This window comes from Helicobacter bilis (assembly GCF_900198365.1).
Classification (GTDB): Bacteria; Campylobacterota; Campylobacteria; order Campylobacterales; family Helicobacteraceae; genus Helicobacter_A; species Helicobacter_A bilis_B.
This window is the reverse complement of the sequence record NZ_FZMS01000054.1, coordinates 1-13,664: the sequence shown is the minus strand read 5'-3', so window position 1 is coordinate 13,664 and position 13,664 is coordinate 1. Positions and strand designations below refer to the sequence as shown.

6 protein-coding genes and 1 pseudogene are annotated in these 13,664 nt (G+C 35.0%); 3 read left to right on the top strand and 4 right to left on the bottom strand.

Going from position 1 to position 13,664, the window contains the following annotated elements; all coding sequences use genetic code 11:
• Nucleotides 1-91: 91 nt before the first annotated feature.
• Entirely contained in the window at nt 92-592 is a 501-nt protein-coding gene (gene aroQ, locus C6H08_RS07615; protein WP_034563136.1) for a type II 3-dehydroquinate dehydratase, read from the top strand.
• 256 nt (nt 593-848) lie between these two features.
• On the opposite strand, the gene C6H08_RS07610 is transcribed toward aroQ, so the two are convergent.
• From C6H08_RS07610 to C6H08_RS07600, 3 genes are all read right to left on the bottom strand, one after another.
• Entirely contained in the window at nt 849-1,334 is a 486-nt protein-coding gene (locus C6H08_RS07610) for a peroxiredoxin (protein WP_034563138.1), read from the bottom strand.
• Nucleotides 1,335-1,374: 40 nt separating this feature from the next.
• Nucleotides 1,375-4,890, bottom strand: a complete 3,516-nt coding sequence (locus C6H08_RS07605; protein ID WP_233708529.1) for a bifunctional proline dehydrogenase/L-glutamate gamma-semialdehyde dehydrogenase — start codon at nt 4,888-4,890, stop codon at nt 1,375-1,377.
• Between the two features lie 222 nt (nt 4,891-5,112).
• The gene (locus C6H08_RS07600) at nt 5,113-6,036 is read right to left on the bottom strand and encodes a catalase family peroxidase (RefSeq protein WP_194145902.1); all 924 of its coding nucleotides are present in this window, start codon (nt 6,034-6,036) and stop codon (nt 5,113-5,115) included.
• Nucleotides 6,037-6,318: 282 nt separating this feature from the next.
• Here C6H08_RS07600 and C6H08_RS07595 point away from each other — a divergent pair, with 282 nt between their 5' ends.
• The gene (locus tag C6H08_RS07595) at nt 6,319-8,529 is read left to right on the top strand and encodes a TonB-dependent receptor domain-containing protein (RefSeq protein ID WP_052099981.1); all 2,211 of its coding nucleotides are present in this window, start codon (nt 6,319-6,321) and stop codon (nt 8,527-8,529) included.
• Nucleotides 8,530-8,662: 133 nt separating this feature from the next.
• Here C6H08_RS07595 and C6H08_RS07590 read toward each other — a convergent pair whose 3' ends face one another.
• A complete protein-coding gene (locus tag C6H08_RS07590; protein WP_034579508.1) occupies nt 8,663-10,849 on the bottom strand; it encodes an autotransporter outer membrane beta-barrel domain-containing protein in 2,187 nt (728 codons plus the stop codon).
• 1,306 nt (nt 10,850-12,155) lie between these two features.
• Here C6H08_RS07590 and C6H08_RS07585 point away from each other — a divergent pair.
• A pseudogene (locus tag C6H08_RS07585) lies at nt 12,156-13,664 on the top strand (hypothetical protein); the annotation flags it as partial.

Here is a 13,664-nt window from a genome sequence, read left to right as displayed (position 1 = left end):
AAAATCATATTTTTGATAAACCCTTTTTGTTTAATGAAAGTCCTTTAAATTTTGATAGAATCTTGCCTTTACTTTATAATAGGGAGCATACATGAAAATATTAGTCATTCAAGGACCAAATCTAAACATGTTAGGACACAGAGACCCAAGACTATATGGGACTATGACGCTAGAACAAATCCATAATAATATGAGTGCATTTGCTGCGACACAAAAGGGTGCAAATGGTGAATCTTTGGAACTTGAGTTTTTTCAAAGCAATTTTGAAGGGGAGATAATTGATAAATTGCAAGAATGCGTTGGTGGTGAATATGATGGTGTGATTATGAATCCGGGTGGTTTAACGCACACTTCTATTTGCGTAGCTGATGCGATTGTAGCATCTGGTGTGCCTGTGATTGAAGCACATTTAAGCAACATTCATGCAAGAGAGCCTGAACGCAGAGTAAGTGTAACTGGTGCGGTGAGTGTAGGCATTATCTCTGGCTTTGGACCACTAAGCTATCATTTAGCACTCATTGCTATTATGAACGTGATAAATGAACTCAATATGCTAAAACAAAGTCAGCAACAAACACAACAGCAATCTTAGTGTATTAAAAACACTAACACTAGAGTAAATAAAGTTATTTTTGTCAAAACCTAAGATAGCTTTATATCGCCTTAAATAGCATATAGCTTATGAATTTACTTGTCACATAAAGCCCTTAATTGCTATATACTTAAAAGCTTAAAGGGCCTTGAATATTAGCTCTTCAGTGCTATTAAAATCTTATATCTTTATATTCTCTTTCAATTTAAATTCATTACACATAAAAGATAGAAAAATATGATAACAAATATAGAATCTATTTATTTTTATCTAAATTTGTAAGATATGTAAGGATTGTTTGTGCGTGTCCTTTTGCTTTGACATTATAAAAAGATTCTATAATTTTTCCTTTTTGTATGATAAAAGTGCTGCGATAGATCCCCTGCACTTCCTTGCCATACATTATCTTCTTACCATAGGCATGATATTTCATTGCTACACTTTTATCACTATCGCTTAAAAGCACAACATTTAAATTTTTGCTTTGTATAAACTTTTTATGTGTTGCGGGTTTATCTGGGCTAATGCCTATTACAATAGCATTATGCTTTTCAAAAGATTCTTGCAATGCACTAAACTCTTGTGCCTCTGTGGTGCAACCACTCGTATTATCTTTTGGATAAAAATACAAAACAATAGTGTAATCTAGTAAATCCCCTAAAGCAATCACCACATTATCTTCATTTGGTAAGCTAAATAATGGGGCTGTATCTCCAGCCTTTAGCTGTATTTTTTCACTCATCTTTTTCCTTTATATGTATAGAATCTGCATGTAATAGAATCTACTTATTATCTTGCAATGCTCTTCTACCAAGATTCCCATATCTATGGAATGCAATGCTTGCAGCACGCTCTGTATGATAGTATAAAAGCTCAAAATATCCATTCGCATAGGGCTTATGATGTGCGATTAGCTTTCCTTTCGCCCTGCCCTGCCCTATTAGCTCTTTATATACAAGATTCTTTTTATTGGGTGCGGCAAGATAGCGGATAAACTCATACTCCCCTGCACTCTCAATAAACTGCTCCAAGCTTTGATACTCAATAGTGATATTTTTTAGCTGCAATGTTTTTATATGCTCTAGCACAAAGCCTAAATTTTCACTCATTTCTGTGGCTTTAAGGCTAATGGTAAGCCTTGCATTAATTAACTGAGTGCTAGCAATAATGCTTAAAATATCACTTAGAGAATCTTCTTTTCTAACACGATAGATGACTGATTTTACCGGCACATAGTAAAAGAGATTGTCTTCTCCCCTTATATGCACGAAATCCCTTTTTTGTAAAAACTCATTTTCATGGAAATACGCATAGCTTTTTGCAGTTTGTAAAAACGCCTTTAACTCATTTTTTATGCCTTCATCTTGCGTAATATTAATAAGATATTGCATACTATCAATAAAGCTATGCTTTGCATTTAAATCTATTCTTTCTTGTGTCTCATTAGGGATAATATCTATAAATTGTGCCACATAGTTATAGCTCCCAGCCTTTCTGCCAAAGCCAACTGCTGACTTTTTAATCCCACCAAATGGCTGTCGCAGGACAATCGCCCCTGTCGTAGATTTATTGATATAGAGATTCCCTGCTTCAATATGTTTTAGATAATAGTCCCATTCTCTTTCATCAAGAGATTCAAAACCGCTTGTTAAACCATATCCAGTAGAGTTTGCAATATCTATGGCATGCTCTAAATCTTTCGCACATATAACTGATAAAATCGGCGTGAAAAATTCACTCTTATGCGAGTAGCTGCCCTCTTTTACGCCATATTTAATACATGGTCTCATCGCATAAGGATTCTCACCTTCAAAACTTGGGGCTAATACCCACTCTTCACCTTGCTCTAATTCTAAGCCCTGCTTTACTTTCTCATCAATAGTGCTGCTTAGATACCCTAACTTATTCTTAAAATCAAAAGGATTCCCAACATGAAGGCTGTTTGCCGCATCAATCAATGTGCGTTTAAACTGCTCATCTTTATACACTTCCTCTTCAAGTATGAGTAAGGAAGTAGCACTGCATTTCTGCCCAGAGTTAGAAAAAGCTGAATGGATAATGTTTTTTACTGCTTGGTCTCTATCTGCCATTTTGCTTACAATAGTCGCATTTTTGCCGCCTGTTTCAGCACTTAAAAATAGGGTTGGATTCTCTTTTAAAATCTCATAAGCCGTATCTTCCCCACCTGTTAGAATCGCAAAATCCGCTTCTTTTAATAGAATCTCATTTACATCCTTACCACTTGCAGGCAAGAATACAAGATAGTCTTTAGGTAATCCCGCATCATAAAAGCACTGCGTTAATATACTGCCTGTAACAGCAGATATATTAGATGGCTTATAAATCACTCTATTCCCACTAGCAAGACTAGCAGCAATGCCACCAACAGAAATTGCAACAGGGAAATTCCACGGCGTAATCACTACGCCAACACCCTTTGGCTTTAGCATAAAATCTTTATGTGTTTCTAGCAATTTATACATGCTATGCGGATAGAATCTAAGGAAGTCTATCGCCTCACTTACCTCAGCATCTGTCTCTGCAAAAGTCTTACCTACTTCAAGAGCCGATATACCGATTAAATCATTGCGTCTTTCTGCCACAATCTCTGCGGTTTTTAGCAAAATCTCGCCAAGCTTTTCATAGCTTAGTATATTTTGTGCTTGTTTTACATACGCCATAGCTGCTTTTAAGCTATCCTTATTTGCTAAATACACATTAGCAATGACTTTATCACCGCCTTTTTGCTTAATCTCTCTTTTATTATCTTTTGGAGTTTTATCGCCAATTATTGGTGTAACCTCAATAGATTCTGTATTTAGCCACTTTGTCTTAATCGCCTCCGCCCATTCTCTATTTGGTTTCAATATAAAGTCAGTATCAGGCTCGTTAAAGAAAGAAGTAAGATTTGCTTTTTGTGTAAATGGGGCTTTAAGTCTATTTTGCTGCCTATAGCTTGTCTCTTGCACGCTTTTTATACCCTCGATTGATTGCAAAAAGATTTGTTCCTGCTGTTTCCACGCAATAGAATCAATCTCTAAATCAAAAGCATAACGCATAAAGTTATCTTTACCTGTATTTTCATCAAGTCGCCTCACAAGATATGCAATAGCATTATTAAAATGCGCATCATCGCATACCGGGGCATATAAAATAAGCTTATTTCTTGAAGCTACTTCAAAACTTGCTTTTAAGTTCATACCCTCAAGCATTTCAAAAGTAAAGCTATCTTGCGCCCCTGCCCTATTTATCCTTGTCATCGCATAAGCGATTTGAAAGATATTATGTGATGCGATACCTATATCAATGTATTTAAAGTTAGAATCTTGCAAAATATAATCAAGCATTTTATTATAGTTGGAATCTGTATCAACCTTTTGTCTAAATGTAGGCAGCTCCCAGCCCTTCACACTTGCAATAGTCTCTTCAGCCTCCATATTCGCACCTTTTACAATGCGAATCTTAATCGGGGGCTTACCGCCCTCTACTCTCGCTTTAGAAAAGGCTACTAAAGTTTTTAGATACTCATAAGAATCTGGTAAATACGCTTGTAATACAATCCCAGCTTTAATATCAAACTTCGCAAGAGATTCCATAAAGGCTGCCACAGTGAGTTCTAAGTCCTTAAACTCTTCCATATCAAGATTAATAAACTTTGACACCCCTGCCTTTTGCTTTTCTTCTGCAATGCCATAGAGCTTATCAAGCCTTGCTACTATCTCACGCTTTGAGTATTCAAAATCTAAGATATTAATTTGAGAAAAAATAGTTGTAATTTTAACAGAGATATAATTGATATAGTTTGAGTTTAGAGCGTCTTCATACTTTTGCAAACGATAGTTTGACTCTAGATTCCCAAGCACCTCTTCACCGATTAGATTCACATTTAAGCCAATGTTTTCACTGGCCCTTTTATCCGCATGTTTTTTCAGGGCAATAGGTGAGGCATCTAGCACCATAGCTTTTGTATCTTTCTTTAGATTCTTTATGAAGAAAGGCACACTCACGCATGGCATACTTTTACCTATACCCAAAAATAGCTGCAACAATACCTTTTCAAACGAAGAGAAAAAATCAGCAATCCCATATTTCTGCAAAGTATGCGAGATGAGTTCGTGTGCCATTTCATTATTTTTTGAACGAAAGCTCCTATCAAGCAACTCAATGAGCATGACCTTACTGCTTGGATTTTCAAGCATTTTCATCATCTTTTTACGGAATCTTTTTTCTTTACAACTTAAATCACTATTGATTTTGTGCTGCAATGTCTTTGCTAAGGACAAACTTGTCTCAATTATCTCTTTATTATCAACGGATTGCATAATATCTCCTTTCAAACTAAGCATAAACGCATATTGTAACCCAAAGTTATGCAATAAAGAGTAAAAAATATAAAAATTTATATTTTATTTATAGGGCTTTTTTAGTTTATTTACTATGCAACACCAAAGTATCTTTCAATTTGTAGTCTAACTTCACAATCACACATAAACTTTTATCTGTGTGTGATTCTTGTATTTTTATTGTCTTCTACCAAAAGTGATTGAATATACATCATTGCGTGTTTCAAATAGCGGGTCTTTTGGAGCTTCTACACCATTAGGCAATACATTTGGCATAAACACATCGCCATTACATACATCACCATTATATTGTTTTACAAGCAATGTGCCAACCTCAATCTCTTTATGCTTACCACTCCAAAGGGCTGTGGTATCATCGGTTTTATCCTTTGGATTTGCTAGGACTAGAATCATCTTATAAGCAATCGGGGCATTTTTGCTCTTTTCTTTAAAATCAGATTCTAAAAAGTCATTGCTAAGTTTTTGCAATTCATTTTCTTTGAGATAAGCCACGCCATTTGCTGGGACAAACTTAAATCTCGCAGGGATTAGCTTATTCTTACTATCCTTAAAATAAAATGTGTGAATGCTATGATACATTGTATTTGCCACACTGCCTGTTATACCGATATTTTTCATATATTCTTCAAAGTTTTTGTATGAGGCGACCTCGCTTGTTCTCTTAGTGATATAGGCGGTATCTACCTTGCCATCTTTTGGGATTCTCATCGCAAAAAACTCGCCAAATTCCTGTGGATTCTTCGCAAAGTTAATCTCAGTATTTAGCATAACAATCTCCCATTCATCTTGCTGCCCTTGAATCTTTAACGCCATGCCTCTAGGCTTTGATTTATCGCTTGCCACTCTGCTTCCACCACCAAGTGAATATCGCACTTCTGTCTTAATGTTTTTTTCTTTTAACAATGGTATATTTAGCGTTTTTGTAATGTTATTTGCTGGGATAAACTCTCCATTCGCACAAAAGCCTTTTGCGTGGTTAATCTTTTTATGTGGATCTTTAGAATCTCCATTTAATGCATAAAACACATCGGCAATATCTTCAGCATCATATTGCTTTGCATCATTTCCATAAACACACATTGTGCTAACAAGCAGAGTGCTAACAAAGAATTTTGAGATGATAAACTTAGTAGCATTTTTCATATAAAACATTGATATTCCTTAATATTAAAATAAAACTCTAAAATCTTACAATGTTTTTATATTAAATCTGTAAATTTGGTGTTGTTATGTTTGTATTACTTAAACATAACAAGCTATAAATAATAATAATTCCTATATATTTTAAAAAAATAATACGATTGATTATTAATTTATAAATTATTATGATACAATACGATGACGATGATAAAAGGACTTTAAATGTTAAAAATATCTACACAAAATCGTGTTATTTCAAGGCGTATTTCACGCTATTCTCTACTCTCTTTGGTGTTATCTGGCTTTATGCTCGCAGATACACAAGATGATACCAAACAATCAAATACAAACACAGAAGCAAAAAACTATAAACTACAACAAGTCGTAACGACTGCTCGTGGCACAGAGCAATTGCTAAAAGATGCTCCTGCTTCTATCACCGTGATTAGCAGAGAAGAGTTAGAGAATAAACCTCATAGGGATTTAGCAGAAGCTATTGCGGATATTCCGGGCATTGATGTCAATACAGAGTTAGGCAAAACAGGTGGATTAAAGATTTCTATCCGCGGTATGCCAGCAAACTATACATTGATTCTAATCGATGGCAAACGCACGAGTGTAGCAGGGGATATTAATACGACAAATGCGGGTTGGAGTCAGGCTGATACGAGCTTTATGCCGCCTTTGAGTGCGATTGAGAGGATTGAAGTTATCCGTGGTCCTATGAGCACGCTTTATGGGAGTGATGCGATTGGCGGCGTGATTAATATCATTACAAAAAAGAGTTTTGATAAATACGCTGTGAATATCGGGCTAGAAACAACGCAAAATGAAGACAGACAATATGGATCTGGCTACATGCTAAATCTCTTTGGTGTCGCACCTATTATTAAGGATAAGCTTGGGCTACAGCTAAGGGCGCGCTACTACTTTAGAGAACCCTCAAATGTGAAATATCAATATACAATTACACAAAATAAGCCAAATGGAGCTCAAGGGAACCCCCCAAATATAGGCGATGTAATAACCAATCGCGCGGGCTTTATCGGCAATCCCACTATGGCACATATCTATGATATTGGTGGCAGACTTTTATGGAATCTAGATTCTAATAATCATATTTATTTTGATACAAGCTATGCAAGTCAATGGTATGATAATAGTAAAGAGCAGTTAGGGCAACACACAAGCACAGCAAATGCCTATATTGTAAGTAGAAACAACAATATCATCGCACATAAAGGTAGCTATGGCACATGGAGTATAGAAAACTCACTGCAGTTTAATCAAAGCAATAATGATGGACGCATGACAAATACAAAGCCTGTAAATAAACCACGACAAATAGCCGGTAAAGATGTGATTCTAGAATCAAAAGGCTTTATCGACTTGCCTTATGAAAACTATCTAAGCGTTGGGGCGCAATACTGGTTTTCATGGATGCAGGATATGGTAGCAAAGCCTAGTCAGTTTTCACAGCACACTTTCGCCCTTTTTGCAGAAAATGAATGGGAAGCTTTTGATGGATTTCGCTTTACTTTAGGGCTAAGGGAGGATTATAACTCACGCTTTGGTTTTAACACTTCGCCAAAGGCATATTTGGTTTATGAGGCAATCCCTGATTGGCTAACGCTTAAAGGTGGCGTAAGTATGGGGTATAAAGCCCCATACCTTAATCAGCTTATAGATGGACAATATGGTTTTGGCGCACAAGGGCAACTTGCATTTTTAGGGAATCCAAACCTAAAACCTGAAACAAGTCTAAGCTTTGAGATGACCGCTCTTACAGATAATGACTATTTTGAATCTGGAATCACCTATTTTTATAGTCTATTCTGGGATAAGATTAGCTCAGAGACTTTAGCTAGTGGAGCAAATGCAGGTATATGTGGTAGTGAGGCATTCACTAGAGGTTGTTCTCGTGCGATAAATGTTGATAGATCCTATATACAAGGTGTAGAACTCTATGCGGGGATAAAGCCACTTTATGGAGTAAATTTTGATATAAGCTATACTTTTACAAGCAGCGAGCAACTCACAGGTAATCTAAAAGGCGCACCACTCACAGACACGCTAGACCATAGATTCAACGCAAAGCTTGGCTATACATGGGAAGATTTACATGTATATTTACGGAGTGAAGTGCAAGGCAATCGCTTTAGAGGTTTGAGACCGGGCACAGATGCAGCACAACAGCAAGTGCTAGGGGCATATTATAAACCTTTTATGCTTTTACATTTAGGAGCTACTTATAGAATCAATGAAAAATTTAAAGTAAATTTTGCTATCTATAACCTTTTAGACAAAAACTTCGCAGATTATAGGCAATATGGTTGGTCGAACGGAAATAAACCTACGGCATTGGTCGGCAATATGTATAACTACATTGCTGAAGGCAGAAGATATTGGTTTAGTGTGAATATGGATTTTTAGATTCTATTATGATTGTAGCATGAGTTAAAATGATGCCTACATATTATTGTAAGTGTTTAAAATCTGCAATGGCTAATGGTGTTAGTAAGCAGATAGCAATCTCACACAATAATAATAAAGTCTAAATGCAAAGTTAAAACTCATATCCAAAGTTTGCTTGCACGCCAAAGATATGACTACTACTCATACCTGCCTTATAAAAAGCATTAAGACTTGTTTTCATATTGCTATTTATCTGCCAGTTTGCACCCATTTGCATGTTAAATGTATGAAGTGATGATAGTGTGTCAAAGGTGAGATTTTGCTGATTTAATACAACACTTGTGTTTTTTTGTGAATGATAGAGTATCGGTTCGTATGCTAAGTTTATAAAAAATGTGCTTACCTGATTGAGATTATATGCTAGATTTAGCCCTAAAATCATGCTTGTGATATGGTTTGTATAGCCATTACTCTGTATCTCTAGAGCTTTGTTATTTTGATATGAGCTTTGTGTGATTATACTTTGTCTAAGTCCTGCAACTGGGGCTATGGAGAAGCTTTGAAAAATAAATGGATAGCCTATATTTACATTTGCGTTGAGATTATACGCGTTAAAATCGCTATTAAAAGCTGTGCTTGTGCTAGAAAACTGCAACATGTCTCTTGTTGCAAAAAAGCCAAATGTCCCATGTAAGCCTATATCGATATTGATTTTTTCTAATAAGATTCTATCCATGAGAGAAAAACTTAATGCATGGCTTTGAAATGTGCCTTTATAAGTTTCAAAATGCTGATTCATCGAGCCATATCTATAGGCAAAATGTGTTGCAAGTAAATGGGAGTATAAACTTGTGTTATAACTAGCCTTAACGCCACTCATCACACCACCCATACTCTCACTCATAATACCGCCACCAAATGCCCCTATGCTAAAGTTTTGCGTGTGAGAAAAATCTGTGTTATAAGTTTGCATAGAATCTAAAATCGCTAAAGGTGCATTAATAAATGAGTTTGCCACGCCATTTACAGAATCTCTAGCAACATTTCTTAAAAGAGAGCTGCCACCATAGGTATAGATTCCATTCATTTGTTTATCAAGTGCGTTTATCATGCTTTTTTCATTTTCTGTAAGCGTGCGCTGAAAATCTTGTATCTTTGCGGAATCTGCCTTGATTTCTAAAGCACCATTTACAACATTTGCACTGATAAATTCATTTGCCCCGCTTCTAAAAATCACTTCAAAATTTGTATCGCCACTTATTTGTCCTGTAATAAGGCTATGGCTGCCCATAGCCACACCAGCAGTATCCACCACGACTTTACCATTATTTGTAAGACTTCCTTCTAGCTGCCCCATTTTCCCTTTATATGCACCAAAGATTAATGTGCTATGTGCTTCATTTGTCATGCCACCATCAACCTTAATCTTTCCGCCATAGATTTGCACGCTAGAATTTTGCGTCCTACCTCCCTCTACCCCTTGCTGATTTATAAGTTTCCCTGTAATGTGTATAGTGCCACCATAATTGATGAGATCCCCGCCACCAGGGCTTGGTGCGTCATTCTGCCAAAAGCTACCGGGAATCGTATCTGCTGTTGGCTTACCACCATTATTAAAATCTCCACTAACCTTTACATTGCCCTCCATATTACTAAAATTTGAAGTCGCAAGTTCTACACCATTAGTGCTTTGTCCCACATTCCATACAGATCCATTTACTTCTAATGTGCCGCTATTTTGTAGCACATTTTGCATTCTTATTGTGTTAGATTCTACTTTCAAAGTCGCACCACTATGGATAGTGGTTTTAGAATCTAATATAAAAAAGTCCATATTGGTTGCATTCAATAAAGCACCACTATGTAAAGTCAAATCAGCATTGCGTGAAAATATAACTTTTGATGATGGACCAAACTCACTCGCATTAATTTTTTGTCCTTTTTGTAGCGTAAGATCTAAAGTCGCATTAGCCCCTAAACTTAAACCTTTTTGTATTGATAGGGTATGAAAGTCATTTAAACTAAGTTTTGAGTTACTCCCTATACTAAGATTCCCAACATAGAAAATAGACAGAGTTTGCGTTGTGCCTTGTGGCATAGCGGCATTTATGGTAAGGCTTGAGGTGCCGTTATTGGTAGAATAGGAAAAATCATAGGCATTTGGATTAAACGCGCTTGGCAAACCAGCATAGCAGTATTGATTCCCGCATGTTGCAGTGAGATTATGGCTTAGATTCTCTCCATTTTGCAACACAATGGAGCTAGGTAAATGCCCTGTGTAGTCTGCGTGCAAAGCATGATAAGACAATAAGACTAATATAACGACTTTCTTTTTCATGCGAGAGATTCTAATCTATAAGCATTTACAAATGATTATGATAATAAGACATTTTTAAAAAAGTTTGCTAAAGATTACCAATAGAAATATTGTTTAAAACTTTGTGTATCTTATTTTCCTATACACTCATGTGTGAGTAAAGATAGTATTGTTAAAGTTGCTGATTAAATATCGTTGTGTCTAGACTTGTTGCCATTAACATGATAAACACTAGAAACTCAAATTGGTTTCTTATTATATTGAGCCTTTATGGTGAAAGCAAAACATATTTATTTTTAAGTTATTTTGCAATCCAGATTCTGTAGCTTTTCTATACTGTACTTCAAGTATAAAATTTTTGAAACCACGCATCATAAATCCATGAAATCAAATCAATGTCGCAATAAATAAAACGCATAAAACACTAAGTAAAGCCAAACACGCATAAACCAATCAAGGCATACACAACTAAAACCTTAATGTTTCGTCGTTATCAGTAGGTTTAAAAATTAAATCTTTACTATTGGCTAGGTGTGTTATTTGATTTATTTGCTTGTATCATTTCTACATACTTTAACTTTTTCAACACACAAAAACACACTTAATCACAAATACAAAACACACCAACGCATAAAAGTCTTATATAATAGGGACACATACTTTGTATTTTGCAAAAGATTCATTGGTGTTTGTGAAAATACGCGTAAGCATTAATGTTATTATATATGTAATGCGTATGCTAGTATTTATGTATGCTTTGATTGTCTTATGCCTTATATGTTTGGCTCTTAGTGTGGCATACATGCAAAACAATAATAACCTTACATGCAAACACTTCTAAACATACTTTATAAGGTAAAAATAATAAACACTATTTTATAAGGAATGATAAACATGTAATATACAATATTACACGATATAAAAAGGATTATAATAGGCTTTGAAAACAGCATAAATAAGGTTTAATAATAAAGCTAAAGCTAATAACAAAATAAACAAGTAAACAATGAAATTAGCTTATTTGACAACTTTACATATGATAGCAATATTAATGATATTGATGTTTAATGTTATGCATGAAATAAATAATATAAATACAACAAATACCACATATCAAACAAATAAATTTAATAATACAAGTAAAGTATTAGCTCATTCAATACCACATAAGACATAAAAGCAAATAAAGATTTATTAGTAAGTGATAGACTTGCGAGGGCCTACATCTCTACTTAAGACAAAACGAGCAAGGCATATCTAATACTGCCTTTAACCTCACAGGCTATAAAAAACTTTATATTTCATAGTCTTTATAAAGAGTTTATGAGTGCTACAAAAGCCTTTAGCACAGCTAGACTTTAAACCTTTAAGTAATGAGATAAAAGCACTGCCATATAAAGCTAATGCTAATCTCAAAGCACATTTAAGAGATATTAATGCTAAGACAAATGAACTTTTAGATTCTATGCAAGAGTTTAAAAACACTACAAAAGAGATAAAGCTATTGCCATATAATAAGCCTAGTGAAAATAAAGCAGTGGAAGTGGATAGGTTGAGTAATGTGTTGGGGGATAATTTTATTACAAAGCCAAACAATGATAAACCTATCACAGATTATCAAGTAACAATGGAAGTAGAGCCTTATGTAAGAGACTTAGCAAAGCTTAAAGGCAGTGAAATATATGCGGATTTACAAAATCTAGTGAATAAACATAGAGAAATGTTTGACAAGCCAAGCGATGTTTTTAAGCTTATAAAAGAGATTAAGAAAAACCCTGAATTCTTTTATAACAACAATAGGCTAGATGCGGCTTTAATTGTAAAAAGATTAAGTGATAATAAAATCGGCAAAATGGGAGTTAAAAAAGATGATGGCGAAGTTATACATGCTACAAAAGTAAGAGAAAAAGATTTAATAAGATTAAAAAAGGTAAGCGATAAATTTGCGGATAGCGTTGGTATTATCCAAACTTTCACCCAACAAGGTAGCAAAAACGACAAATCGTTGAATGGGCTACCAAACAATGAAGCTAATCTTACCACAAAACAGGAAATAAGTAAAGAGATAGAATCTAGCACACAATCACAAAGCATAGATAAGCCAAAAGAAAAGACACAAATCGAAACACTAGCTAATATGCCACACCACCCTGATGATATTAAGCAAATTGAAAATCTTAAAGCAGAGAGACAGAAGCTATATGATGAATTAGCTGAGATGTTTGATAGAGATGAGAGACAATATTTTTTAAATAATGTTGGCACATGGTATCACACAGAAGAAGATGCACTAAAAAGATTTAACGAAATAAAGCAGGGTTTAAGAGAGGGCAAAGGAATACGAGATGTCTCAAGTAACACTTTTAATAAAAATGAATATGTTACGAAAGTGAGACAAGCTGATGTTTTAAACATAGAGATAGACTACTTACAAATACCAAGAGGCTTAAGGGAAAAATACCCTAAGGTTGATAAATGGCTTATGGGCGTTTTGGATAAATATACGAGAAAACCCGAAGTATTTAAAGAAAGATTTGGTGATGTAGAAAGTTTTTTTGAAAATGCCGCTAGTTCAAGTATAGAAAAAGCATTAAATCTTTATCCTGTTAATATGATTGGGGGTATTGGAAAGAAAATGGGATATGACTATGCAGTTAAAGACAAAACATTCAAAAAAAGACTTGGAGAATTAGAATATCACAGAGAGCAAATAGAAGCACTTTTAGATATAACACCAATAGCAGAGTTTGGAAAAAACTATGCGGAATTTTACAGAAAAGGACAAGAAGCTATTCAAAAGCTTATGGCAGAAAAACAAGGGCAAGTTGCAGGGGCA

Coding starts and splice junctions, on each gene's coding strand:
- C6H08_RS07610 (WP_034563138.1), bottom strand. CDS start 1,334: ATGAGTGAAAAAATACAGCTAAAGGCTGGAGATACAGCCCCATTATTT.
- C6H08_RS07600 (WP_194145902.1), bottom strand. CDS start 6,036: ATGTGTGTTTATGGAAATGATGCAAAGCAATATGATGCTGAAGATATT.
- C6H08_RS07595 (WP_052099981.1), top strand. CDS start 6,319: ATGTTAAAAATATCTACACAAAATCGTGTTATTTCAAGGCGTATTTCA.
- aroQ (WP_034563136.1), top strand. CDS start 92: ATGAAAATATTAGTCATTCAAGGACCAAATCTAAACATGTTAGGACAC.
- C6H08_RS07590 (WP_034579508.1), bottom strand. CDS start 10,849: ATGAAAAAGAAAGTCGTTATATTAGTCTTATTGTCTTATCATGCTTTG.